Consider the following 25143-nt stretch of genomic DNA (forward strand, 5'->3'; position numbering starts at 1 on the left):
GCTCTCGTCCCACGACGCTGCGCCGCGGCCGAGTACCCCGTCACCGACGGCCGAACCCGGGCGGGGACCGGCTTTCGCACAGCGAGCCACGCCTGTGCGGCGTGCGCGGGCACCGGAGCCCCGCGTCAGCGGGAAGACCGCCCCGTCGCCGTCCCCTTCACCGCGTCCAGTGCGTACACGCACCGGTCCTTGCTGCACGCGTACACGACACCGTTGCGCACCACCGGCGACCCCGTGATCTCGCCGCCGGTCGCCAGCTTCCAGCGCAGCTGGCCGCCGCTCGCGTCCAGCGTGTAGAGGACGTGGTCCGCGGAGCCGAAGTGGACCCGGCCGTCCGCGACGACCGGGGTGCCCACGACCTCGCCGCCCGCGGCGAACCGCCACATCGGGGTGCCGGTGACGGCGTCGAGGGTGTAGAGCGCGCTGCCGCTGCCGACGTGGACGTTGCCGGCCGCGATCAGGACGGGCTCGCTGGACTGGCGCGACTCGGTGGCGATGCGCCAGCGGTCCTTCCCGGTGGTGGCGTCCAGCGCGTACACGGTGCCGAGGTAGTCGGCGAGGTACACGCCGCCTCCGGTGACCGCGGGGCCGGGCGCGAAGGCGGGGGGCGAAAGGAAGACCGCGGGCGCCTCGAAGTGCCAGCGCACCAGACCGGACGCGATGTCGACGGCCAGGACGCGCGTGCCTGCGGACAGGTACACGTATCCGTCGGGCGCCGGCTGCACCCGTACGGGTACGTTCCCGCACGATGCCGCGTCGCCGACGGGGTACGACCATCGCTCGTCGCCGGTGCGCGCCTCCAGGGCGCGCAGTCGGGCGTTCTGCCACACGTACACGGTGTCGCCGAAGATCGCGGGGCCGGCCTCGGGGGTCTCGAAGTCGGTCTGGGCGCCGGTGAGCTCCCACAGCTTCTCGCCGTTGGACGCCTCCCAGGCCTGGACCCCGCCGCCGCGGGTGCCGGTGAGGACCGTGCCGCGGTCGACCTTGAGGGAGTAGACCCAGGCGTCGGTCTGCAGGCGCCAGCGTTCGCTGCCGGTGGCGGCGTCGAGCGCGTACAGCGTCGGTCCGTCGGAGCCGTGGATCCGGCCCCCGGAGACGGCCATCGCCCAGGCCACGTCGCGGGTCTTGAACTGACGGCGGCCCGTGCCCACGTCCAGGGCATGCACCTCGAACGAGGTGACGTACAGCAGATCGCCGTCGACGACCGGAGTGCCCCAGACGTCGTTCGACATGCGGAAACGCCAGGGCCGCCAGTGGCCGGGGCCCGCGTCGGGCGCCTGCGAGGGCTGCGGAACCGGGGCGGGCGGCGCGGCGACGGCGCCGCCCGGGGCGTCCGCCCCGTTCAGCCCGCCGGTCACCCCGGCGGGCGGGCGTACCCAGCCGGTGGCGGGACCGGCTTCCACGACCGCGGCACGGCTCGCGTCGGCGACCCGGGGGCCGGGGCCGATGGGCACGTTGGAGCCGGGCAGCCGCACGGGGCCGCCGAGCGAGTGCGCGGGCGCGGCCTGGCCCGTGCGCGGGTCGCCGCCGCCGTGGTGCACCGGCTCCCGGTCGGGGGCCGGCGGGGCGGTGGGGGGCCGCGGAGGCGTCTGCGGGGCGGGCGGCGCGGGGATGCGCGAAGGATCGGGCCGCTGGGCCGCGGGCTGTACGCGGCCACCGCCGCGACGGGCCTCGATCATGGCGGTGGACCGCGCGGGCAGCCATGCGGAAGCGGTGCCGCTGTCGTCGCCGCCGGAGGAGAAGAGATGCGGGGCGAGCTGGGCCTGCAGATCCTCCGGGGTGGGCCGCAGCGTGGCCTCCATCTGCATGCAGGAGTCGATCAGCGGCCGGAGCTCGTCCGGGAGGCCCTCGAGGTCGGGGCCCTCACGCAGCAGCATGAAGACCGTCTCGACCGGGTTCGCGCCGTGGAACGGCGCATGGCCGGTCGCCGCGAAGACCAGGGTCGAGCCCAGCGAGAAGACGTCGCTCGCGCCGGTCACACTGCGGGAGTCGCGGGCCTGCTCGGGCGACATGTACGCGGGGGTGCCTACGGCGACGTTGGTCATGGTCAGGCGGGTGTTCGAGACACCGGACGCGATGCCGAAGTCGATGACCCGCGGACCGTCCTCGACGACCAGGACGTTGGACGGCTTGAGGTCGCGGTGGACGAGTCCGGCGCCGTGGATGGACTGCAGCGCCTCGGCGATGCCCGCCGCCAGCCATCGCACCGCCTGGGCGGGCAGCGGCCCGCACTCGTTCACGATCTCCTCCAGGGAGGGGGCGGGAACGTAGGCGGTGGCCAGCCACGGGACGGCGGCCCGCGGGTCGGCGTCCACCACGGCCGCGGTGTAGAAGCCGCTGACCGCGCGTGCCGCCTCCACCTCGCGGGTGAAACGGACGCGGAACAGCTGGTCCTCGGCGAGCTCGGTGCGAACGGTCTTGATCGCGACCCGTCGTCCGGACGCCGACCGGGCGAGATAGACCAGTCCCATGCCACCGGCGCCGAGCCGGCCCAGCACCTCGAACGGACCGATCCGTCTCGGGTCGTGCTGCGTCAGCTGCTCCATACTTGCGTGCCACCTCCCCGTACGGGCTCCCACGGATTGGAGCCCGTCACATACAGCCCCGTGCAGGGTCTCACCATCGAGCCCCTCTGCGGTGAGCACCCTGATTCTTCCTGTCCGGGGCGACGGTTGCGAACCCGGGGGCGGATCGGGGTGTCTCACCGCGTTTCGGGCACGGCGACGGCGTCAGGCCTCGTCCGCCGCCGACTCGGGTTCCGCCAGGACCGCGAAGGTGGCGCCCTGGTTGTCGGTGAGCACGGCGATCCGCCCGTACGGGGTGTCGAAGGGCGACGTACGGACCCGGCCGCCGAGCGCGGTGACGGTCCCGGCCGTCCTGTCGCAGTCGGCGACGCAGAAGTAGACGAGGAAGTGGCCCGGCATCTCGGGCGGGAACTCGTCGGTGATCAGGCTGCGCCCGGCGACGGCGGTGCTCTCGCCCGGTTCCGTACCGGCGGGCGACCACATGCGGAAGCCGGCCATGTCGCCGGTCAGGTCCGTGCCCTGGAGGCCGAACACGGACTCGTAGAAGACGTCGGCGCGCTCGGCGTCGCGGGTGTACACCTCGGCCCAGCAGAACGAGTTCGGTACGCCCTGTTTCTCGAAGCCGGACCGCTTGCCCGGCTGCCACAGGCCGAACACCGCGCCTCCGGGGTCGGCGGCGACCGCGGCGATCCCGTCGTCGTCCACGGGCAGCGGGGCACTGATCACCTGGCCGCCGTTCTCGGCGATCCGCCGGCCCATGCCCGCGGCGTTGTCGGCGGCGAAGTAGACGCCCCAGACGGTGGGCATGCGGCCGTCCCGCTTGGGTGTGAGGGCTGCGACGAGCCGTCCGTCGCTGTAGGCGTCGGCGGGGCGGGCGCGGACGCCGCCGGGGACCTGGCTGCCGCCCCGTTCGGTGAAGGTCCATCCGAAGAGCTCGCCGTAGAAGCGCTTGCCCGCCTCCACATCGGGGAGCGATGCGTCCACCCAGCACGGCGTGCCCTCTGTGAATGAGGCCATGGACCCGGTTCCCTTCGCGCGTGTGGTGCCCGTCACCCTCAAGCTAATGGGGCATCACGCCGTGCGCTCGGAATCGAATCGAACGTTTGTGCGGAAATCGGCTGCTTCCGGTGTTTTGTCGTGATCGCCCGGGGTGCTCGTACCGCTGCGCCGGAGCCGATTTTGTTGAGTTGTCCACGGAAGTTGTCCACAGGCTGTTGATAACACTATCGGCGCGTGTCCCCGGCACCCCATTTGCACTCGGCCGAATCGCGCGCCGATCACCCCTCGGTAAGCTGACGGCATGACAGGACAAGTGCGCACCGTCGACGGCCGGGTGGCCGGACGACGCGGTCAGGCGACGCGGCAGAAGCTGCTCGACTGCCTCAGCGAGATGCTCAGCTCCTCGCCGTACCGGGACGTCAAAGTCATCGACGTGGCCCGGAAGGCGGGGACTTCACCCGCGACGTTCTACCAGTACTTCCCGGACGTCGAGGGCGCCGTCCTCGAGATCGCGGAGGAAATGGCCAAGGAGGGCGCGGAGTTGACCGAACTGGTCTCCGGCCGCTCCTGGACCGGAAAGGCCGGCTGGCAGACCTCGGAGGAACTGGTCGAGGGTTTTCTCGACTTCTGGCGTCGCAACGACGCGCTCCTGCGTGTGGTCGATCTCGGCGCCGCCGAGGGCGACAAGCGGTTCTACAAGATCCGCATGAAGATCCTCAACTCGGTCACCAACTCCCTCACCGACGCGGTGAAGGAGCTTCAGAGCAAGGGCAAGGTGGACAAGGACATCAGTGCGGCGGCGATGGCCGGCTCGCTGGTGGCCATGCTGGCGGCGGTCGCCTCCCATCAGAAGGGGTTCACCACCTGGGGTGTGAAGCAGGCCGAACTGAAGCCCAACCTGGCGCTGTTGGTGCATCTGGGCATCACCGGAAAGAAGCCGACGAAGTAGTTCCGGCACGGAGTCCTGTCCTCCGTGCCGTATGTGCGAGTCCTGTCATGCCGACGGCGGTCACCCTCCCTGGGTGGCCGCCGTCGGCGTTCTCGGGCCGGAGTGGTCGCGGGGCGCTGCTAGGGTGTCGTGCGCTCGTCAAGTGAGCCCATCCACCACCACTTTCAACGGGGGTTGAAACGTGAAGATCCGTCATGTCCGCGCCATTGCCGTCTTCGGGATCGCGCTCGTCGCACTGACCGGGGCCCGTGGCTCCAGCGGCGGCGGCTGCGACAACTCCAGCAGCTCCTCGAGCAGCAGTGGCGGCAGCGGAAGCCGCGACAACGACAGCTCCAGCAGCACCGGTGGCTCGCTGCCCGGCGGCTCCAGTGCCAACAAGGCCGCGCGCGACGTGACCATCGACGAGTGCAAGCTCGACGACGCCGGCAAGAACCTCACCGCGAAGATCACCATCAGCAACAGTGACTCGCTGGACTACGACTACGACGTCACCATGAAGTTCACCGGCGACCTCGGCAGCACCGCCGCTCCGGCCACCGCCAACAAGACCGCGATCGCCGTTGCCGCCGGCGCCTCCGAGACCGCGGTGCTCAGCACCCCCTACACCGGCACCGGCGACGGCACCGAGTACACCAAGTGTGAGGTCTCCCGGGCCTCCCGCAGCTGACCCGGCACGGCTGCCAGGTCCTGCCCCGGACAGGGCCTAGCGCAGCCGGAAGCCGCCCCTGCCCCGACCGCTCGTGAACAGCTCGGCCTGCTGCCCCGGCGGCAGGTTGCCGAGCGCCACCAGGTGCGGGGCATGGGCGAGCGCCCGGTTCCGTGCCCCCTCGGTGGCCGACCACAGGGCCCGTACCGTCCCCTGGACGGCGTCCGTCGGGTACGACGCCATCACCGCTGCCGCTCGCAGCGCCGCCTGCGCCGCGTCGCCCGGCTCCGTCAGCTCACAGACCAGGCCGATCTCGTACGCCCGGCGGGCCGACATCCGCTCCGCCGTGCCCATCAGCGCCGTTCTGGCCGCCTCGCCGGGCGGCATGCGCTGGGCCATGAAGACGGACTCGTAGGCGCTGACCATCCCGTATGTCGTGTGCGGGTCGAAGAACGTCGCCTCGTGCGAGGCGATCACGAACTCGGCTTCCCCGAGCAGGTAGAAGGCCCCGCCGCAGGCCATCCCCTCCACCGCCGCGACCACCGGCTTCCACAGGTCGTTCGCCTTGGGGCCGATCGTGAGCAGCGGATCGTCGATCGAGTACGGGGACGATGGCTGCGGCACCTCGGCGGCCCGGTCGATGCCCGTGCAGAACGCGCGGGTGCCGGCGCCGGTCACCACCGCCGCCCGCACGGTGTCGTCGCGACGGAACGCGCGCCAGGCTGCGGAGAGTTCAGCTGCGGTTTCCAGGTCGATCGCGTTGTGCTTCGCGGGCCGGTCGAGGGTGACCAGGGCGACGCCGGTGTCCTTGTCCGTCTCCACCCGCAGGCTCATGGCCGCTCCAGCAGCCAGCGCGGCAGGACGATTCCGTCACGGGCGGTGGTGAACGCGACCTTCACGCCCGCGCCGATGCGCAGCCGGGCCGGGGGGACGGAGTTCAGCGGCGCGTCGGGGGAGGCCACCACATTGCCGGCGAGCCGGATGCGAGGGGCGTCCAGCAGCTCGACGACGACCGCGTTGTAGGGGGCTTCGGCGGCGTATGCGGGAAGCAGCGGCGGGTGGGGGAGCACGAACGACCAGATACGGCCCCGGCCGCCCATCAGCCGCCATGTGCTGTCGAAGGACCCGCAGTGCGGGCAGCAGGGCCGGGGCGGGAAGCGCAGCTCGCCGCAGGCCGGCGCGGCGCAGGCCTGGACGCGCAGCTCGCCGCGGGCGGCGTACGCCCAGAAGGGGGCGCCGTCGTCGTCGAGGACAGGCATCAGATGTCCGCCGGCGGAGTTCGTCATCCGTCGTCTCAACTCCTCAGAAGCACGGCCGAGGTCGGAACGCCCTCACCGGCCGTCACCAGACATGTCCCCGCGTCCGGGACCTGGGCGGTGGACGTGCCGCGCAGCTGCTTCACGCCCTCGTTGATCAGGTTGAATCCGTGGACGTACGCCTCGCTGAGGCCGCCCCCGCCGGTGTTCAGGGGCAGCCGGCCGCCGATCTCCAGGGCCCCGCCCTCGGTGAAGGCGGCCCCCTCGCCCCGACCGCAGAAGCCGTAGCCCTCCAGCGACAGCGGGATCAGCGGTGTGAACGCGTCGTATATCTGTGCCACGTCGACGTCCTGCGGCCCGAAGTCCGCCTGTTTCCACAGCTGTCGGGCCGCTGTCCAGGCGGGCCCGGTGAGCGGGTCGTCGTTCCAGTAGTTGACCATTCCGTGGTGCTGGGCGGGCAGTGCCTGGGCGACCGAGTGGACGTACACCGGCTTCTGCCGGCAGTCGCGGGCGCGGTCGGCGCCGACGATCACACAGGCGAGGGCGCCGTCCGTCTCCAGGCAGTTGTCGAAGAGGCAGAGCGGCTCGCTGATCCAGCGCGCGGTCATGTACATCTCGCGGGTCAGCGGCCGTTCGTACATCATCGCCGCCGGGTTCTGGTTGGCGCGGTTGCGGCAGGCGAGGGCGACGTTGAAGAGGTGGTCGCGGGTGGCGCCGTACTCGTGCATGTAGCGGCGGGCCAGCATGCCGATCTCGTCGGCGGGCCGCAGCAGCCCGAAGGGGCGGGTCCACTGGGCGGGGGTGGGCAGCTGCACCGCGGTGTTGGTCCATGGGCGCGGGCCGGAGCCCCGTTTACGTGAGCGCCAGGTGACGCCGACGCTCGCCTGGCCGGTGGCGACGGCAGCGGCGAGATGCGCGACGGTGGCGCAGGAGCCGCCGCCCCCGTAGCCGACCTTGGAGAAGAAGGTGACGTCGCCGGCGCCGATCGCCTTGGCGATCTCGACCTCGTCGGTCTCCTCCATCGTGTAGGAGGCGAAGCCGTCGACCTCCGCCGGCGGGATGCCGGCGTCGTCGAGCGCGGCGAGGATCGCGCGGCAGGCCAGCGTCTTCTCCGACTCCGGCAGGTGCTTGGCGAAGGCTGTCTGGCCGATTCCGGCTATCGCTGCTCGGTCCTTGAGGGTCGCCATGCGGGGAGCGTACAGCTAATCTGACGTACCGTCAGCTACTGCGACGTGACGGAGGCTTGCGATGCGACGGGGCGACCTGGAGTGGGGCTCCATACCGGAGCTGGTGCGCAGTGCGGCACGGCGCCACGGCGAGCGGGAGGCCGTCGTCGACGGCCGCACCCGTGTCTCGTACGAGGAGCTCGGGGAACGCGTCGAGCGTGCCGCCGCGGCCTGCATCGCCTCCGGCCTCCGCAAGGGCGACCGGGTCGCGATCTGGGCGCCCAACACACTCGAGTGGATCGTCTGCGCCCTCGGCGCCGTGAGCGCGGGCGGCGTGCTCGTACCGCTCAACACGCGCTTCAAGGGCTCGGAGGCCGCCTATGTGCTGCGGCGCTCGCGCGCCAGGCTCCTCTTCATCACCGGCACCTTCCTCGGCACCTCCTACGTCGCCTCCCTGCGCCGCTCGGACGTCGAGCTTCCCGACCTGGAACAGGTCGTGGTCCTCGCCGACAGCGCCCCGGAGGACTACCGCACCTGGAAGGACTTCCTGGCGGGCGGCGACGGCGTCGGCGCCGCCCGGGTGCGCGAGCGGGCGGGCACCGTCACGGCCGACGACCCCTCCGACATCATGTTCACCTCGGGCACCACCGGCCGCCCCAAGGGCGCCGTCATCACCCACGCCCAGACCCTGCGCTGCTACGACCTGTGGAGCGAGCTGGCCGGACTGCGCGAGGGCGACCGCTACTTGATCGTGAACCCGTTCTTCCACACCTTCGGCTACAAGGCCGGCATCATCGCCTGCCTCACGCGCGGCGCGACGATGATCCCGCAGTCCGTCTTCAACGTCGACACCGTCCTCGCCAACATCGCCGCCGAGCGCATCTCCGTCCTGCCGGGCCCGCCGACCCTGCACCAGGCGCTGCTCGACCACCCGGCCCGTGACCGCCACGACCTGAGCGCCCTGCGTCTTGTCGTCACCGGCGCGGCCGTCGTCCCGCTCCGGCTGGTGGAGCGGCTGCGCGGCGAACTGCGGATCGCCACCGTCCTGACGGCGTACGGCCTCTCCGAGGCGAGCGGCATCGTCACCATGTGCCGCCGCGGCGACGACCCCGCCACCATCGCCGCCACCTCGGGCCGCGCGATCCCCGGCACCGAGGTCCGCGTCCACGCGCCCGCGCAGGGCGAGCCTGGCGAAGTCCTGGTCCGCGGACACAACGTCATGCGCGGCTACTTCGAGGACCCCGACGCCACGACCGAGGCCATCACACCCGAGGGCTGGCTGCGCACCGGAGACGTCGGCGTCCTCGACGCGAGCGGGAACCTGCGGATCACCGACCGGATCAAGGACATGTTCATCGTCGGCGGCTTCAACGCGTACCCCGCCGAGATCGAGCAGCTGCTCGGCCTGCACCCGGACGTCGCGGACGTCGCCGTCATCGGCGTACCGGACGCGCGGCTCGGCGAGGTGGGAAAGGTGTACGCGGTCCGCCGCCCCGGCTCGACGCTCACGGCCGACGACCTGATCGCCTGGTCGCGGCGGGAGATGGCGAACTACAAGGTGCCCCGGCAGGTCGAGTTCGTGGACAGCCTGCCCCGCAACGCGAGCGGGAAGGTCCTCAAGACGGAGCTGCGGTCCGGCCCGGGCCGCTGAGCACACCACCGGCCCGCCGCGCGGGGGGCCGGGCCGGTGGCGGTGCCGGTCGGGGCGGGTCAGCCGCGGAGGCGGACCGGGATCTGCTGCCAGCCGTACGCGATGAACGACGGGACCTGCTTCAGCTCGTCCGGCTTGAACGCGGGCGCGAGGTCCGGGTACCGCTCGAAGAGCGCGGGCAGCGCGGTCATCGCCTCCATGCGGGCCAGCGGCGCCCCGATGCAGCGGTGCACGCCGATCCCGAACGACAGGTGGTCGTCGGCCGCTCGCGTGGCGTCGAAGGCCGCCGCTTCCTCCCCGTAACGGGACGGGTCGTTGCCGGCCGCCGCGTACGTCGTCAGGATCGCGTCGCCCGCCGGAATGGTGACGCCGTCGATCGTGATGTCGGTGACCGCGAACCGCAGGGGCAGGCTGGCGATGGACGGGCGGACCCGCAGCACCTCCTCGACGACCTGCTCCCAGCTGATGTCGCCGGCCCGTACGGCGGCGAGCTGCTCGGGGTGCTCGAGCAGCGCCACGACGGCGTTGCCGATGAGGTTGACCGTCGTCTCGAAGCCCGCGCCGATGACGAGCAGCAGGGTGTAGAGGAGCTCCTCGTCGCTGAGCCGGTCGCCGTCCTCGTCACGGACCTTGATCAGCTCGGTGGCCATGTCGTCGCCCGGGTTCTCGACCTTGTGGGCGATGAGCGAGCCGAGGACCGTGCCGATCTGCTCCTGGACCCAGGTGGCCTGCTCCGGGCTCGGGTCGGAGGTGTCCATGAGGGCGGCGATGAGCCGGCCGGTGTCCTCGCGCAGATGGCCGGGCACGCCGAACAGCTCGCAGATCATCTGCATGGGCAGCGGGTGCGCGTACGCGGCCTTCACATCCACGACGGAGCCGTCGGCGCCGGCGGCGTCCAGCTGGTCCAACAGCTCCGCGGTGATGGCCTCGACCCGGTCGCGCATCGCCTCGGTGCGGCGGGCGGTGAAGCTGGGCGCGACGAGTTTGCGGAGCCGGGTGTGGTCGCTGCCGTAGGTGGAGAGCATGTTGATCACGCCGACCCAGCCCATGATCCAGCTCCACTCCGGGTGCTCGCCGATCTTCGGGAACAGCGACCAGTGCCGGCGCGGGTCCTTGCTGACCTCGGGGTTCAGGATGAGTGCCTTGAGGGTGTCGTAACCGGTGGGTGCCCAGGCGGGTATGCCGCCGGGCAGCTCGACGGGCACCACCGGTCCGAGCGAGCGCAGACGGGCGCTCTCGGCGATGATGTCGGCGCCGAACGGATCGATGGCCACTCGGGTGGACACGGTCATGAACGGTCTCCTGCCTGGTCGGGGCTACGGGGAGTGAATCTGACGGGCAGTGCCGTCAGCGATCGGTGGAACGGTCCGGGCCGCCAGGTGAGCCGCTCGCGCGGCACCACCGGCTGCAGGTCGGGAAGCCACTGGGTGAGCCGTTCGATCGCCTCGGTGGCGATCAGCACGGCGGGCTGCTTGACCGGGCACGCGTGCTCACCGGCCGAGAACGACAGGTGCGACGCGTCGTGCCGGTGGTGCGTCCCGGCGAAGGCCTGCTCGGAGAAGTGGCCCAGCGCGCCGTAGGACACCACGACCGGGACGCCGGCCTGCACCCACACGCCGTGGAACGACACGGACTCGCGGGCGAAGTGGATGCCGTAGTTCGCCAGCGGCGTCTCGTAGCGCAGCACCTCGAGGACGGCGTCCATCACCGGACGGGAGCCGCTGGTGAGGGTGGAGTAGTAGGCGGGGTTGCCGAGGATGCGCGAGAGGGCGTTGGAGACGAGGTTGGCGCTCGGCTCGTGGTCGGCGCCGAGGGTGAGGAAGACCTGCCAGGTCACTTCCTCCGGCGTGAGCGCCAGCGGATGGTCCAGCAGCCAACTCGTGACGTCGGGGCCGCGCTGCGCCGACTTGGCGGCGATCAGCTCCAGTACGTACTTGCCGTACTCGGCCTCCCCCTCCGCCGCCCGGTCACCGCCCTCCATCATCGCGCCGAGGGCGGCGTCCAGGCGGCCGGACTCGCTGTCGGGCAGGCCGAAGAGGTTGTTGAAGACGAGCGCCATCAGCGGGCGGGCGAAGCCGGCCACCAGGTCGGCCTGCCCGGCCGGGCCGAACCGGCCGACGAGTACGTCCACCGCGTGGTGCACGCGCTCGCGCAGATCGTGCGGCTCGACCAGATCGAAGGCGTCGACGAGGGTGCGCCGGTAGCGGACGTGCGCGTCGCCGTCGGCGAAGAGGGTGTTGGGCCGCCAGCGCATCATGCCGAGCACCGGGGAGTCCTCCGCGACCGTGGCCTCCCACGGCCGCGGGTCGTGCGACCAGGTCACCGTGTCGTGCAGCAGGTCGAGGGCGGCGCGGCGGTCGGTGACGACGTACGCCGGGACCCCGGGGGCGAGCTCCGCCCAGCCGACGGGGCCCTGGGCCCGCAGCGCCTCGTAGTAGCGGTGCGGGTCGGTCGCGAAGCCCTCCTCCCACAGCCGTACGGGCGCGGAGAGCGAGAAGGCGTCGGCGCGGGCGGGATAGGCGGCGGTCACCGGGCCTCCGTCTGCTGGCTGTCGAGGTGGATGAGGTGCTGGACGAGGGCGAGCAGCGCGTCGACGGAGGAGTTCGTGTCCCGGGCGTCGCACATCACGAGCGGGGTGTCCGGCTCGAGGTCCAAGGCGCGCCTCAGCTGCTCCTCGCCGTAACTCTTCGAGTCGGGGAAGGTGTTGAGCGCGACGGCGTACGGCAGGCCCGACTCCTCGACCATGCCGAGGACGTCGAAGGAGTCGTCGATGCGGCGGGTGTCGACGAGGACGAGCGCGCCGAGGGCGCCGTACGCGATGTCGTTCCACAGCGAGCGGAACCGCTCCTGGCCAGGGGTGCCGAACAGATACAGGACGATCCCGCCGCCCAGTGAGATCCGTCCGAAGTCGACGGCGACGGTGGTGGTCGTCTTGTCGCGCACCCCGGCGAGGTCGTCGACCGTCGCCGACGCCTCGGTCAGATGCTCCTCGGTGTGCAGCGGCCGGATCTCGGAGACGGAGTCGATCAACGTCGTCTTGCCGACGCCGAACGGGCCCGCGACCAGGATCTTGACGAGCCGGCGTGCGGAGTCCGGCAGATGGAGTCCGCCGTCGCGGGAGGGCCGTGCGGAGACCGGGGCCGGGGCCAAGGCCGGGCCGGTGTCCGCGGGCGGGCTGAAGCCTGCGGGCGGGCCCGCGCATGTGGGCGGGCTAGAGCTTGAGGGCGCGGAGGCCATCGGCCACTCTCTTCAACAGGTCACGGTCGGGCAGGGCGGCGGTCGGGACCGGCGGGCGTGCGCTCACCAGCCCCTGGTCGATCAGGGAGGCGGCGAGAACACGCGCCGCGGAGACCGGCAGCTCCAGCAGCGCCGCCGTCTCCACCACGGTCAGCGATCCGCCGTCCAGCGCCTCCAGCACGGCGTGCTGGGCGGCGGGGAGTTCGGCGGGGGCGGGGCCGCCGGTGCCGGTCAGCACCGACAGGCGTTCCAGGCTGTTGCGACTGGGCCGCGCCACCCCGCCCGTGGCGAGGTAGGCGGGGACCAGGGGGCGGCCGCTCCGGCGGCCGGTCATGCCGGTGTGCCGCCGTCGGCGCCGCGGGGCGCCGCGGCCATGGCCTTCTCGCCGAGCCTCGCCACCTGGGAGTGGACCCGGTGGCCGAGCAGGTCGAGCCGCACCTCCGGGTCGCCGTACGCCGCCACACAGGTGCCGTGGTCGGTGGGGGCGACCAGGATGTAGCCGTGGTCGGACTCGATGACGACCTGGCGCAGATGGGCGGCGCTCTCGTCGGCGAACGCGGCGGCGGCCGTACGGCAGGCACCTTGGACGGTGCTGATGATCGCGGCGACACGCTCCGCCGACTCCTGGGACAGCGCGGCGGAGTAGCCGGAGAGAAGTCCGTCCCTGGTCAGCAGGGCGGCGGCCCGGACGTGCGGGATCTCGAGGATCGGGTCGAGCACCCAGGCCGTTTCAGCGGGGTCGCGGCTGGTCATCGGGGGTCGGTCCCTTCGGTTTCGGCGGTGTTGCGCGCCGCGGCTGTTGCGGACTGCAGGGCGCCCAGGGCTGCGGCGGTCTCCTCGGGCGTACGGGCCGGCGCGGCCGGGGACGGGCCGGCGGCGGGCGTGGGATCCGCGCGGGCCCGGCGGCGGCGCTGCGGCAACTGCTCGCCGTCCGGCGCGGGGTCGGGCACCGGGGCGTGGACGGGCTCGTCGCTGTGGGCGTGGGCGGGAGTGGGCGTGGGAGGCGCGGGGGGTGGTGCCGCCGTCGCGGGCACGGCGGCGCGCTCGGGCCGCCGTACCGGCTGCGCCTGCTCGGGCGCGAGCTCGGGCTCCGCCGTCTGCCGGGTGGAGCGGGCGGCGCCCGCGGCCGGCGGGTGCAGGGCCGGGTCGATATGGCTCAGCAGATGGTTCGTGACGAGCAGTACGGCCCGTACACCGCCGTAGGGCGACGGAGTGGAGAGATCCACGGACAGGTCGAACTGCCGGGTGAGCCGGCCGATCGCCGCCAGGCCCATCCGGGGCGGGTCGCCCAGGTCGGACAGCAGGATCGGGTCGCTTCCGGCGACCAGCCGCTGCGCGGCGTCCCGTTCGTCGCTCGCCATGCCGACTCCAGCGTCGTCGACGGTCACGGAGACGCCGTGGTGGGCGCGTTCGAGGTGGACCGCGACGGTGGTGTCGGGGGCGGAGTGCCGCAGCGCGTTGTCGAGGAGTTCGGCCACGATGATGGCGACGGGCTCGACGGCGTGCGAGACGAGCGCGGTGCCCGGCTCCAGGTGGTTGTGCACCCGGACGCGGTGGTAGCCGACGAGCCGCGCCTGGCCACCGGTCACGGCGTCGACGAGGTGCGACTCCTCGCGGGCGAGCCCCACCCATGCCCCGCACACGACGGCCGCGACCTGGGCGCGGCGCAGCGACTGCTCGTTCTCGTGGTCGAGGGCGAAAAGCGTCTGAGCCAACTCCGGGTCGTCATATCGCTGCTGGAGTCCGCGGAGCACGTCCTGGAGCCGGTAGAGACCGGCCTGGATCTCGCGGGTGGCGCCGCGCATGCCCGCCCGGGCGGCGGCGTCGACGCGTTTGCGCTCCTGGGCCATGGCGGTGAGCAGGGCTTGAAGGACCTGGTCCATGCCCTTGCCGAGTTCGCTTCCGGTCACCGCGGGTTGCAGAGGGCCGGGGACCTGGACGTGCGGGTGGGCCGCGCGGGTGGCCTCGGCGGGCATGCGCCGGTCGGCGAGATGGGCGACCTCCGCGGCGAACGCCTGGGCGGCACGGTCGACTTCGTACCGGGCGGCCTCGAGGTGCGACCGGAGTTGGGCGATCTCCTGGCGCTGCCGGGTCCTTTCCCGGCGGGAGCGGATGAGCCCGCCTCCCAGTACGAGCGCCGACAACGTCCCGGCGGCCAGGCCGCCGGCGGCCAGGTCCGGTATCTCGATCATCGATTAGACCTCGGGAGGGCAGGGTGTGGGGGGGCCGTGAGGGCGGACTCCGCCAAGTACACACTGCCGCCGAGCGGTTGCGCTCGGTTTCCCGCCAAGGTCCTTTTGGTTTTGTCCGATCGGTGACCAATTATTTACGAACTGCCTGAGTAGGCATCAGGTGCTGTTGCTGGGACGGTACTTACACGGGCTGGGCATGCCGCGGCCGCGGCGGCTCCCCCTCCGCGCCGCCGCGGCCGTTCCCCGTCGTGAGACGTCGTTCGCCCGGGTCAGTCGGTCGGCTTCACCGGCTTCAGCGGCTCGGACGTCGCATGCGTGTCCATGGGGCGCATCTCGCCACCGGTCGCGTGCGTGTCCAGGGTGCGGATGTCGCCGCCCGTGGCGTGGGTGTCCTGAGTGGTCACCGGCTCGGACGTCGCGTGCGTGTCCTGCGGCTTGAGGATCGGGTCCTGCTTCTTCGCGTCAGCCATGATGAGCTTCCCTCCCGTTCGGGTTTTCTTCTGCTGGTGGGACGGACCCGCCCGGCTGCTCCCCCGATGGCTGCCGGACGGGTCCTCCAGGGCGGCTCACCCTAGCGGTATGGCCGCGTGTCCCCCGTTCGCCCCCGTCGTTTCCCCCGTCTTCCCCCCGACGCGAGGGGCTGACAGGAACGACAATGCACGGCGGCGATAAACGAACGATGAACGCCCCGGCCGGCGGGCCTACGACCCGTCACAGCCCTTCCCTCCGGGCGACAACGTCCCGCCCGCTCCGAGCCCCTCGGCCCCGCGCCTACGCCGCCGCGGCGGGCGCGAGCAGCGCGCGTACCTCGGTGCCCTCCGGCGAGCCCAGCTCGTCGTAGATGCCGAGCGCCTCGCGCCAGCACACCTCGGCCCTGCCGGTCTGCCCGAGGCCGCGCAGTGCCTTGCCGAGCACCGTCAGCACATTGCCCCGGCGCCACTCGCCGCCGATCCCGCGGAGCACGGTCAGCGCCATCTCCGCGTTGGACGCCGCCTGCGCGGGCCTGCGGCCGGTGAGGTCGGCCTCCGCGAGACGGAACAGAGTCATCCCCTCCCACAGCCGCTGGCGGCTGTCACGGAAGATGTCCAGCGCCTCGTGCAGCCGCGCGTTCGCCTCCGTGAGCTGGCCGCTCCGGGTGAGCGCCATGCCGAGGGCGTACCGGGCATTGGCGCCGCGCAGCGCGTGGCCCATGCGGTCGTATATGTCGATGCCCTCCTGGGCCAGTGCCACCGCGCTGTCCGTACGGCCCATGGCGAGATGGATGCGGGAGAGGTTGCACAGGGCGGCCGCCTCGCCGGGCGCGTTCTCGCCGGCCCGGAAGTCCGCGATGGCCCGCTCCAGGTGCCGCTCGCCGTCCGCCTGCCGGTTCTGGTAGATCGCGATGACCCCCCGATGGTTCGACGCCCAGCAGCCCGTCAGCGGATCGCCGGCGGTCCGGGACAGCTCCAGTGCCTGCCGGGCCTCGTCGTCGGCCAGGTCGAACCGGCCGGCGACCAGGTGCACGTTGCTCAGGGTGATCAGCGAGCGGCCCTCCGCGCGGGTGTCGCCACAGGCGCGGGCCGCTTCCGGCATGGCCGCCGCGACCCCCTCGTACTGCTTGGAGTTGGCCCCCGACTCGGCCAGGTCCAGCGATGCCCACAGCAGGTCCACCGCGCGCCGGAGCGTCTTGGGCCCGGACGACTGGCGTACGCAGGCGAGCAGTGTGCCGGCCTCCGCGTACAGCCAGTCCTGGGCGTCGTGCCGGTCGGTGAACCGGAGCCCGGCCGTGCCCGTCGGCTCGAGGTGCTCCACGAGCCGGTCGCCCGGCCGCTCCATCGCGTACACCCGTGCCGCGGTCGCCAGGTAGAAGTCCAGCAGCCGCGACAGCGCAGCCTCTCGTTCGGCAGGGGGCTGTTCGTCCCTCTCGGCGCATGCACGCGCGTAGAGGCGCACGAGGTCGTGGTAGCGGTACCGGCCCGGCGCCGCCGACTCCAGCAGGGAGGTGTCGACCAGCGCCTCCAGCAGGTCCTCCGTCTCGTGCAGCGGCAGGTCCAGCACCGCGGACGCCGCGGCGAGCGAGATGTCGGGGCCGTCCGCGAGGCCCAGCAGCCGGAAGGCGCGGGCCTGGGCAGGCTCCAACTGGCCGTAGCCGAGCTCGAAGGTGGCCTTCACCGCCAGGTCTCCGGCCTGGAGTTCGTCGAGTCGGCGCCGCTCGTCGGCGAGCTTGGCCGCGAGCACGGAGACGGTCCAGGTGCGCCGGGCGGCCAGCCGGGACGCCGCGATACGGATGGCCAACGGCAGGAAGCCGCACGCGGCGACCACGTCCAGAGCCGCCTCCCGCTCGGATCCGACTCGTTCCGCTCCGACGATGCGGGTGAACAGCTGGAGCGCCTCCTCGGGCGACATCACGTCCAGGTCCACCAGGTGCGCGCCGGCGAGGTCGAGCATCCGCACCCGGCTGGTGATCAGCGCGGCGCAGCCGGCGGTGCCGGGCAGCAGGGGCCGGATCTGGGCCGCGTCCCGGGCGTTGTCGAGCAGGACCAGCACCCGCCGTCCGTCCAGGGTCGAGCGGTACAGCGCCGCCCGCTCGTCCAGCGTGGCGGGGATGGCGGAGTCGGCCGTGCCGAGCGCGCGCAGGAAGACGCCGAGCACCGTCTCGGGCTCCGCCGACCTGCTGCCCGTGCCCTGCAGGTCCACGTACAGCTGGCCGTCGGGGAAGTGCTTGCGCGCCTGGTGCGCCACATGGACGGCGAGTGTGGTCTTGCCGACGCCGCCGATGCCGGCGAGCGCGGACACGGCCATCACGGACCCTTCGGCGGTGGCGAGTTGGCTGCCCAGGTCCGTCACGAAGGAGGCGCGGCCGGTGAAGTCGGGGACGGTGGCGGGCAGCTGGGCGGGCCGGGTGAACTGCGGTGCCGGGGCGGACTCCTCGCTGGGCCGGGCCAGTTCCGCGTCGGCCCGCAGGATGCGCTGCTGGAGGCTGGACAGCTCGGGGCGCGGGTCGACGCCGAGCTCGTCGGCGAGCAGCCGGCGGGTGTCGGCGTAGACGGCGAGCGCCTCGGCCTGCCGCCCGCTGCGGTACAGCGCGAGCATCAGCAGCTCGCGCAGCCGCTCTCGCAGCGGATGCGAGGCGGTGAGGGCCGTCAGCTCGGAGACGGCCTCCGCGTGGCGGCCGATCTCGAGGTCGATGTCGAGGCGGGTCTCGAGCAGTTGCAGGCCCCACTCGACGAGCCGGGTGCGCTGGTTCTCCGCGTACGGCCCGGGCACGTTGGCCAGCGGCTCGCCGTCCCACAGGTTGAGGACCTTGTTGATCAGCGCACGCGCCTGGGCGCGTTCGCCGGCGGCGGTCGCCTTGTGCGCCTCGGCGGCCAGCTCCTCGGCGACCGCGAGGTCAAGGGCGTCCCGCCCGATCCGCAGGGCGTAACCGCCCGATTCGCTGACCAGGGAGTCGTTGAGCGCCTTGCGCAGCCGAGAGGCGTACGTACGGACGGCGGCGAGGGCCTGCGACGGCGGCTCCTCGCCCCAGATGGCGTCGATCAGCTCGCTCGCGGTCGCGGTGCGCCCGTCGCGCAGCAGCAGTGCGACCAGCAGGGCTCGCTGCTGCGGCGAACCGGACGGCAAGGTCTGCGCGCCCCGCCGAACCCGCACAGGTCCGAGCACACTGAAGTGGAGCTCGGCGTCGTCGCTTTGAAGCGGAGCGCGCTGGTTCGGTACGCGTGGCCCGCTGTCACGGTCCATTGGTGCCCCCTGCCCGTACTGCCGGAATCGCCCTCGACAGTCTGCCCTGTTGGGGGCGGTCGCGTCAGCAGCGGGGCGCGTCCGTCTCGCTGCCGCGCGGGTGACCGGCTGCCCGCTTCTGATCAGGGGCGATAGACCGTTCCGGGTTCGGGGGCGGCCGGTGCGAGAAGCTCGGGGACCGTGACGAAGGTGTAACCGCGCTTCTTCAGCTCGGCGATGATGCCGGGCACGGCGGGGACGGTTCCGTCGTAGATGTCGTGCAGCAGGATGATGCCGTCACGCCCGGCCTGGTCGACGATGCGCTTCTTGATGAGCTCGCTGTCGGTGGTCGAGTAGTCCTTGGCGGTGGCGCTCCACAGCACCTGGGAGAGGCCGAGCTCCTTGCTGACCTCCGTCACCTCGTCGTCGGTGCGGCCCTGGGGCGGGCGCATCAGCCGCGGCTTCTCGCCGGTGATCTCGGCTATGGCGTCCTGGGTGCGGCCGAGTTCCTCGCGTATCCCGTCCTTGTCGAGCTGGTCGAGGCGCTTGTGCGTCCAGGTGTGGTTGGCGACCTCGTGGCCCTCGGCGGCGAGGCGGCGCACGACGTCGGGGTGCTTGAGGACGTGGTTCTTGCCCAGGAGGAAGAACGTGGCGTGCACGTCCTCCTTCTTGAGCATGTCGAGCAGCTCCGGGGTGTCCTTGCCGGGGCCGGCGTCGAAGGTCAGGGCTATGCACTTGGCCTCGCCGCAGTCGACGGCGGGCCCGGACCTGCCGCTCGCGAGCGGCTTGCCGTCGGACTTCGGGGCGTCTGCCCGGGCGTCGGCGGGCGAGGTGCTGTCGACGGAGCAGCCGCCGAGCAGCAGCGCGAGCGAGGCGGCGAAGAGGGCCGGGACAACCCGGGCCCGGCTTCTGTGCGTCCTTGTGGGCATGGCGAGAATCCCCGTTCCTGGTGGCGTGCAGGCGCCGGCGCCTGCGGCGTCGGCGCGGCACCGATGGTCGGCCGGTGCGCGTGGCTGCACTATACACAGCGTGTATACGCGGGGTTCATAGTGGCCCGGAGGTGCGCGCCCGGCCCCGTGATGCAGGCTCCGCCGTAGCTGACGAACCGTCAGATCGGCGCTACCTTGAGAAGCATGGAGACCTTCCCCAAGATCATCTCGGTGGACGACCACACGGTGGAGCCCCCCAACGTCTGGCGGGACCGGCTCCCGTCGAAGTACGCCGACACGGCGCCGCGCATCGTCCGCGCGCCCCTGAAGGAAATGACCTTCATGGGTGGCAGGTTCGCCCCCGTCATGGGCGAGCCCGGCGACGAGGGGCCGGTCGGCGACTGGTGGGTGTACGAGGACCTGCACCGGCCGCTCACCCGCCTGGACACGGCCGTCGGCTACGACCGCGACGAGATCAAGCTGGAGATCATCACCTACGACCAGATGCGCCCCGGCTCGTACAGCGTCCCCGAGCGCCTCGCCGACATGGACGTCAACCACGTCCAGTCCGCCCTCTGCTTCCCGACGTTCCCCCGCTTCTGCGGCCAGACGTTCACCGAGGCCGCCGACCGCGAGCTCGGGCTGCTCGGAGTCCGGGCCTACAACGACTGGATGGTGGAGGAGTGGTGCGGCCCCGAGGCTCAGGGCCGGCTCATCCCCCTCACCCTCGTCCCGCTGTGGGACGCGGAACTGGCCGCCGCCGAGGTACGGCGCAACGCCGCGCGCGGTGTGCGTGCCGTGGCCTTCTCCGAGATACCGCCCCGCCTGGGCCTGCCGTCCATCCACAGCGACGACTGGGACCCCTTCCTCGCGGCCTGCGACGAGACCGGCACCGTCATCGCCATGCACATCGGCTCCTCGTCGAAGATGCCGTCCACCTCGGCGGACGCGCCCCCGGCCGTCGGCTCGACCATCACGTTCGCCAACTGCTGCTTCTCGATGGTCGACTGGCTGATGAGCGGCAAGTTCGAACGCTTCCCCGGGGTACGCGTCATGTACGCCGAGGGCCAGATCGGCTGGATCCCGTACATCCTCGAGCGCGCCGACGTCGTCTGGGAGGAGAACCGCGCCTGGGGCGGTGTGGCCGACAAGGTCACCCGGCCGCCGTCCGAACTCTTCGCGGAACACGTCTACGGCTGCTTCTTCGACGACGCCTTCGGGCTGAGGAACCTCGACGCGATCGGCGCCGGCAACGTCCTGTACGAGACGGACTACCCGCACTCGGACTCGACCTGGCCGAAGTCGAAGGAGGTCGGGGAGAGCCAGATGGGCCACCTGGCGCCCGACGTCGTCGACCGGATCGTCCGCGGCAACGCGATCGACCTGCTGGGCCTCACCACCGACGGCCTGTGGCCCGGTCCGTAACGTCTTCCCCGGGCGTCCTTGCCGCGATCACGCCTGCGGCCCGCAGCCAATCGCGTTGAGAGCCCGACGCCTCCCGTGCTTACCTCTGACCGTGATCGGACACGAACCGGAGGGGGCGATGGGCATGGTGCTCGGAGAACGGGTGAAGCTGCGGGCGATGGGCCCGGAGGACGCCGAGGCGCTGTGGCGGTGGAACCACGACCCGGACGTCATGCGCTGGATGAACGACAACCACCCCTCGACGCCCGAACATGTCGAGAAGTGGCTCGCGGAACGCCCGCGCAACACCTATGGCGACCTGCTGCTCGGCATCGAGACCCGAAGCGACGCAGCGCTGATCGGTCTCGTCGCCCTGTCCGGCGCCGAACCGGAGACCGGCATCGCGGAGCTGGACATCTACCTCGGCGAGAAGGAGCACTGGGGCCGGGGCTACGCCACGGACGCGATGCGGACGGTGTGCCGCTACGGCTTCGACAAGATGCGACTCCACAAGATCAAGCTCACGGTCGTCACGGAGAACCACGCCGCGCAGCAGGTCTACAAGAAGGTGGGCTTCCTGGAGGAGGGCCGCCTCCGCCAGAGCTTCCGCCGGGACGGCGTCTGGTACGACCAGCTCGCGATGGGCCTGCTCGAGGGGGAACTGCGCGAGGCGTGAGTCCGCGAGCCGCCTCCCGCGGGACCCTTCCCGGGTCCTCGCCCCCCGACGGCTGCCCGCACAGGGTCTTCGGCCCTGCCGTCCCGAGCGGCGGGCCGTGGCGGATCGCGCGCCGCTCCCGGTCCGCTACCGGTCCGCTACCGGCAGCCGCCGGTTCGCGGGAACATGCTGCGCATGACGCTCTCCCTCGCAGAAGCAGACAAGATCCTCGCCGACAACTTCGCCCCGTGGGTCCTCGAACTGGGACTGTCCGTCCTGGAGACGGGTGACCTGCACGCCGTGCTGAGACTTCCCTGGGACGCCCGGCTGGCCCGCGAGGGCGGCGGGCTCAGCGGGCAGGCGCTGATGGCCGCCGCGGACACGGCGACCGTGATCGCCGTGTCCTCGGCGCGCGGCGCGTTCGTCCCGATGACAACGGTCCAGCAGTCCACCACCTTCCAGCGCGCCGTCGTCGGCGCCGACGTACTGGTCGATGCGCGCCTCACCAAGCTGGGCCGGCGCATGGCCTTCGCCGACGTCACCATGACCGCGGAGGGCGCGGACGGACCGGCCGCCCGGGCCTCGACGGTGTATGCCCTGCTGGGCTGAGACACCCCTGGCGTCCCGCGCCCGCATGCACACCCCTTGTCTGATGGCTCGTCAGCTACGACGATGACGAACAGCCGTTTATGACGGGTCGTCAGATTTTGGGGAGTCTCCATGGTGGCGTACGGGATGCAGCTTCCGGTCCAGTCCCAGAGCACCCTCTACGCCGAGCCCTGGGAGGCCGAGGCCGGCCCGCAGGACCTCGCCGAGACGGCCAGGGCGGCCGACCGGGCCGGCTTCACGTACATCGCCGTCTGCGACCACGTCGCCATCCCGCACCGCCTCGCGGACACCATGTCCACGGTCTGGTACGACCCGGTCGCCACCCTGGCGTTCCTCGCGGCAGCGACCGAGCGGGTCCGGCTGCTGAGCCATGTCGCCGTCGTGGGGCTGCGCCACCCGCTGCTGACCGCCAAGCAGTACGCCACCCTCGACCATTTGTCCGGCGGCCGGCTGATCCTCGGTGTCGGGGCCGGGCATGTGCGGGAGGAGTTCGAGACCCTCGGTGTCGACTTCGACGCCCGCGGCCCCGTGCTCGACGAGACGCTCGACGCGCTGCGGGCGGCGCTCGGCCCCGAGGAGTTCCCCGAGTTCCGCGGCGAGCGGTACTCCTTCCAGGGCCTGGGGCAACGCCCGCGGCCCGCCCAGGCGCGCGTCCCCGTGTGGGTCGGCGGCTCCTCGCCCGCCGCCGTGCGCCGGGCCGCGCTCAAGGGCGACGGCTGGCTGCCGCAGGGCGACCCGCGCGACAGGCTGCCCGCACAGATCGCCCGGCTCAAGGAACTGCGCGAGGCGGCGGGCATCGAGGCGCCCCTCACGATCGGCGCCATCACCGAACCCCTCTACGTCGGCGAGCCGAACTGGCACACCGGTCGCAGAACGCTGACCGGGAAGCCGGATGTCCTCGCCGAGTCGCTGCGCGCCTACGCGGCGATGGGCGTGCACCAGATCCAGGTGCGGTTCCGCAGCAGGAGCCGCAGCGAACTCACGGACCAGATGGCGGCCTTCGGCGCCGATGTCGCCCCGTACCTCGACTGACCAGGGAGAGCACGCATGGGCAAGCTGGACGGACGCGTCGTCCTCATCACGGGTGCGGCGCGCGGGCAGGGGGAGCAGGAGGCGCGGCTGTTCGCCGCTGAGGGCGCGCGGGTGGTCCTCGGGGACGTCCTCGACGAGCTGGGTGAGCCGCTCGCCAAGGAGATCGGCGGTCTCTACGTTCACCTGGACGTGAGCCGCGAGGCCGACTGGAGTGCGGCCGTGGCCGCGGCGAAGGACGCCTACGGGAAGGTCGACGGACTGGTCAACAACGCGGGCATCCTGCGCTTCAACGAGCTGGTCTCGACCCCGCTGGAGGAGTTCCAGCTGATCACGCAGGTCAACCAGGTCGGCACGTTTCTCGGCATCCGCAGCCTCGCCCCCGAGCTCGAGGCCGCCGGCGGCGGCACGATCGTCAACACCGCCTCGTACACGGCGCTCACGGGGATGGCGTACGTCGGTGCCTACACCGCCTCCAAGCACGCGATCCTCGGCCTGACGCGGGTGGCGGCGCTGGAGCTGGCGGCAAAGGGCGTCCGGGTCAACGCGGTCTGCCCGGGTGCCGTGGACACCCCCATGAGCAATCCGGAGGGCACGGACCCGGGCGCGATCGAAGGCCTGTACCGCACGCTCGTGCCGCTCGGCCGGGTCGGCCGGCCGGAGGAGGTCGCGAAGCTGGCGCTCTTCCTGACCGGCGACGACTCCTCCTACATCACCGGCCAGCCGTTCGTGATCGACGGCGGATGGCTGGCGGGCGTCAGCGTTCTCTGACACCCCGTCATCTCTTGACTGCGCAGGCAGCCGGTGGAACAGTCGACCACATCCAGATCTGACGGTGCGTCAGAAACCGTCGGAAATCTTAAGGCGGTGAACCCCCTTGGAATTCGGCCTCTTCGTTCAGGGATACCTCGGCAAGCGTGCCGAGACCGACCCCCTCGCCGAGCACAAGGCGCTGATGGAGGAGACCGAGTACGTCATCCAGGCGGACAAGTCCGGGTTCAAGTACGCCTGGGCCTCCGAGCACCACTTCCTGGAGGAGTACTCCCACCTCTCGGCCAACGACGTCTTCCTCGGCTACCTCGCCCACGCGACCGAACGGATCCACCTCGGCTCGGGCATCTTCAACCCCCTGGCCCCCGTCAACCACCCGGTCAAGGTCGCGGAGAAGGTCGCGATGCTCGACCACCTCTCCCAGGGCCGCTTCGAATTCGGCTCCGGCCGGGGCGCCGGATCCCACGAGATCCTCGGATTCATGCCGGGCATCACCGACATGAACCACACCAAGGAGATCTGGGAGGAGACGATCGCCGAGTTCCCCAAGATGTGGCTGCAGGACGAGTACGTCGGCTTCCAGGGCAAGCACTGGTCCCTGCCGCCGCGGAAGATCCTCCCCAAGCCGTACGGGTCCGCCCACCCCGCCATGTGGTACGCGGCGGGGTCCCCGTCCTCGTACGCCATGGCCGGCAAGAAGGGCCTCGGGGTACTGGGCTTCAGCGTCCAGAAGGTCTCCGACATGGAGTGGGTCCTCGAGTCCTACAAGAACGCGGTGAAGGAGGCGAAGGCGGTCGGCGCGTTCGTCAACGACAACGTGATGGTGACATCGACGGCGATCTGCGCGGAGACGCACGAGCGCGCGGTCGAGATCGCGGTCGGGGGCGGGCTGAACTACCTGCAGTCCCTGCTCTTCCGCTACCACGACACCTTCCCGCGGCCGGAGGGCGTCCCGGAGTGGCCCGAACTGCTGCCGGAGTACACCGCGGAGATCATCGAGCTGTTGATAGCCGAGGAACTGATGATCTGCGGCGACCCGGCGGAGGTACTGCAGCAGTGCAAGCGGTGGGAGCAGGCGGGGGCGGACCAGCTGTCGTTCGGGCTGCCGATCGGGGTGTCGTACGAGGACACGATGAACACGATCCGCCTGATCGGTGAGCACGTGATCCCCCAGATCGACACGGACCCCATCCACCGCACGACGCGCTTCCGCGAGGCTGCTTGACGGGACGGGACGGGTCGCTGCGCGGGCCGGGCCAGCCGCCTGCGGCGGGCGTTTCCCCACCCCGCCCCTTCCCGAAACCGGGGCAAGCCCCGGGCCCCGTACCGCGCTTCGCGCGGTGTCCTCAAACGCCGGACGGGCTGATTTCGCTCCGCGAAATCCAGCCTCGCCGGCGACCCCGGCGCGGGGGTCCGGGGGCGGAGCCCC

At 71.8% G+C, this 25143-nt stretch carries 23 protein-coding genes; 9 read left to right on the forward strand and 14 right to left on the reverse strand.

Going from position 1 to position 25143, the window contains the following annotated elements:
- Positions 1 to 125 precede the first annotated feature (125 nt).
- Both ABZ070_RS06040 and ABZ070_RS06045 read right to left on the reverse strand, forming a co-directional pair.
- Positions 126 to 2546 carry a PQQ-binding-like beta-propeller repeat protein gene (locus tag ABZ070_RS06040; protein WP_356630410.1) on the reverse strand — a complete coding sequence of 807 codons (2421 nt, stop codon included), beginning with the start codon at positions 2544 to 2546 and terminating at the stop codon, positions 126 to 128.
- Positions 2547 to 2729: 183 nt separating this feature from the next.
- Entirely contained in the window at positions 2730 to 3542 is an 813-nt protein-coding gene (locus tag ABZ070_RS06045) for a VOC family protein (protein WP_356630412.1), read from the reverse strand.
- Positions 3543 to 3825: 283 nt separating this feature from the next.
- Between ABZ070_RS06045 and ABZ070_RS06050 the strand changes: the two genes are divergently transcribed.
- Entirely contained in the window at positions 3826 to 4473 is a 648-nt protein-coding gene (locus tag ABZ070_RS06050; protein WP_356630414.1) for a TetR family transcriptional regulator, read from the forward strand.
- Between the two features lie 181 nt (positions 4474 to 4654).
- Complete coding sequence (locus tag ABZ070_RS06055; RefSeq protein WP_356630416.1) at positions 4655 to 5140, forward strand: hypothetical protein; 486 nt, start codon at positions 4655 to 4657, stop codon at positions 5138 to 5140.
- Between the two features lie 36 nt (positions 5141 to 5176).
- Here the strand turns inward: ABZ070_RS06055 and ABZ070_RS06060 are convergent, their stop codons facing one another.
- The 3 genes from ABZ070_RS06060 to ABZ070_RS06070 are packed head-to-tail and all read right to left on the reverse strand — an operon-like array spanning position 5177 to position 7562.
- On the reverse strand, positions 5177 to 5953 hold the full coding sequence (locus tag ABZ070_RS06060; protein ID WP_356630418.1) for an enoyl-CoA hydratase/isomerase family protein: 777 nt from the start codon (positions 5951 to 5953) through the stop codon (positions 5177 to 5179).
- Positions 5950 to 6405, reverse strand: coding sequence for an OB-fold domain-containing protein (locus ABZ070_RS06065; RefSeq protein ID WP_356630420.1), 456 nt, complete (start codon positions 6403 to 6405; stop codon positions 5950 to 5952). The genes ABZ070_RS06060 and ABZ070_RS06065 overlap by 4 nt, the downstream gene beginning before the upstream one ends.
- 8 nt (positions 6406 to 6413) lie before the next feature.
- Positions 6414 to 7562 carry a lipid-transfer protein gene (locus tag ABZ070_RS06070; protein ID WP_356630422.1) on the reverse strand — a complete coding sequence of 383 codons (1149 nt, stop codon included), beginning with the start codon at positions 7560 to 7562 and terminating at the stop codon, positions 6414 to 6416.
- Between the two features lie 61 nt (positions 7563 to 7623).
- Here ABZ070_RS06070 and ABZ070_RS06075 point away from each other — a divergent pair, with 61 nt between their 5' ends.
- Complete coding sequence (locus ABZ070_RS06075) at positions 7624 to 9192, forward strand: FadD3 family acyl-CoA ligase (RefSeq protein ID WP_356630424.1); 1569 nt, start codon at positions 7624 to 7626, stop codon at positions 9190 to 9192.
- Between the two features lie 59 nt (positions 9193 to 9251).
- On the opposite strand, the gene ABZ070_RS06080 is transcribed toward ABZ070_RS06075, so the two are convergent.
- From ABZ070_RS06080 to ABZ070_RS06120, 9 genes are all read right to left on the reverse strand, one after another.
- A complete protein-coding gene (locus ABZ070_RS06080; protein ID WP_356630426.1) occupies positions 9252 to 10484 on the reverse strand; it encodes a cytochrome P450 in 1233 nt (410 codons plus the stop codon).
- Positions 10481 to 11722, reverse strand: a complete 1242-nt coding sequence (locus ABZ070_RS06085) for a cytochrome P450 (RefSeq protein WP_356630428.1) — start codon at positions 11720 to 11722, stop codon at positions 10481 to 10483. The genes ABZ070_RS06080 and ABZ070_RS06085 overlap by 4 nt, the downstream gene beginning before the upstream one ends.
- A complete protein-coding gene (locus ABZ070_RS06090; protein ID WP_356630430.1) occupies positions 11719 to 12342 on the reverse strand; it encodes an ATP/GTP-binding protein in 624 nt (207 codons plus the stop codon). Before ABZ070_RS06090 ends, ABZ070_RS06085 begins: the two co-directional genes overlap by 4 nt.
- A 61-nt stretch (positions 12343 to 12403) precedes the next feature.
- Positions 12404 to 12763 carry a DUF742 domain-containing protein gene (locus tag ABZ070_RS06095; protein WP_356630432.1) on the reverse strand — a complete coding sequence of 120 codons (360 nt, stop codon included), beginning with the start codon at positions 12761 to 12763 and terminating at the stop codon, positions 12404 to 12406.
- Positions 12760 to 13182, reverse strand: a complete 423-nt coding sequence (locus tag ABZ070_RS06100; RefSeq protein ID WP_356630434.1) for a roadblock/LC7 domain-containing protein — start codon at positions 13180 to 13182, stop codon at positions 12760 to 12762. Before ABZ070_RS06100 ends, ABZ070_RS06095 begins: the two co-directional genes overlap by 4 nt.
- On the reverse strand, positions 13179 to 14621 hold the full coding sequence (locus ABZ070_RS06105) for an ATP-binding protein (RefSeq protein ID WP_356630435.1): 1443 nt from the start codon (positions 14619 to 14621) through the stop codon (positions 13179 to 13181). Before ABZ070_RS06105 ends, ABZ070_RS06100 begins: the two co-directional genes overlap by 4 nt.
- 269 nt (positions 14622 to 14890) lie before the next feature.
- Positions 14891 to 15091: a hypothetical protein gene (locus ABZ070_RS06110; RefSeq protein WP_356630437.1), complete on the reverse strand. Its 201-nt coding sequence runs from the start codon at positions 15089 to 15091 to the stop codon at positions 14891 to 14893.
- 301 nt (positions 15092 to 15392) lie between these two features.
- A complete protein-coding gene (locus ABZ070_RS06115) occupies positions 15393 to 18338 on the reverse strand; it encodes a BTAD domain-containing putative transcriptional regulator (protein ID WP_356630439.1) in 2946 nt (981 codons plus the stop codon).
- Between the two features lie 122 nt (positions 18339 to 18460).
- Positions 18461 to 19246, reverse strand: a complete 786-nt coding sequence (locus ABZ070_RS06120) for a polysaccharide deacetylase family protein (RefSeq protein ID WP_356630441.1) — start codon at positions 19244 to 19246, stop codon at positions 18461 to 18463.
- A 204-nt stretch (positions 19247 to 19450) separates the two neighbouring features.
- Here ABZ070_RS06120 and ABZ070_RS06125 point away from each other — a divergent pair, with 204 nt between their 5' ends.
- The 6 genes from ABZ070_RS06125 to ABZ070_RS06150 all read left to right on the forward strand — a co-directional run bounded on the left by ABZ070_RS06125 (position 19451) and on the right by ABZ070_RS06150 (position 24939).
- Positions 19451 to 20671 carry an amidohydrolase family protein gene (locus ABZ070_RS06125; RefSeq protein WP_356630443.1) on the forward strand — a complete coding sequence of 407 codons (1221 nt, stop codon included), beginning with the start codon at positions 19451 to 19453 and terminating at the stop codon, positions 20669 to 20671.
- Between the two features lie 91 nt (positions 20672 to 20762).
- Complete coding sequence (locus tag ABZ070_RS06130) at positions 20763 to 21326, forward strand: GNAT family N-acetyltransferase (RefSeq protein ID WP_356630445.1); 564 nt, start codon at positions 20763 to 20765, stop codon at positions 21324 to 21326.
- 174 nt (positions 21327 to 21500) lie between these two features.
- Entirely contained in the window at positions 21501 to 21914 is a 414-nt protein-coding gene (locus tag ABZ070_RS06135; RefSeq protein ID WP_356630448.1) for a PaaI family thioesterase, read from the forward strand.
- A gap of 111 nt (positions 21915 to 22025) precedes the next feature.
- The gene (locus tag ABZ070_RS06140; protein WP_356630450.1) at positions 22026 to 22946 is read left to right on the forward strand and encodes a TIGR03619 family F420-dependent LLM class oxidoreductase; all 921 of its coding nucleotides are present in this window, start codon (positions 22026 to 22028) and stop codon (positions 22944 to 22946) included.
- Positions 22947 to 22961: 15 nt separating this feature from the next.
- On the forward strand, positions 22962 to 23714 hold the full coding sequence (locus ABZ070_RS06145) for a glucose 1-dehydrogenase (protein ID WP_356630452.1): 753 nt from the start codon (positions 22962 to 22964) through the stop codon (positions 23712 to 23714).
- Positions 23715 to 23820: 106 nt separating this feature from the next.
- Complete coding sequence (locus tag ABZ070_RS06150; RefSeq protein ID WP_356630454.1) at positions 23821 to 24939, forward strand: LLM class flavin-dependent oxidoreductase; 1119 nt, start codon at positions 23821 to 23823, stop codon at positions 24937 to 24939.
- The last annotated feature ends 204 nt before the right edge of the window (positions 24940 to 25143 follow it).

This window comes from Streptomyces sp. NPDC006283 (genome assembly GCF_040613325.1).
Lineage (GTDB): Bacteria > Actinomycetota > Actinomycetes > Streptomycetales > Streptomycetaceae > Streptomyces.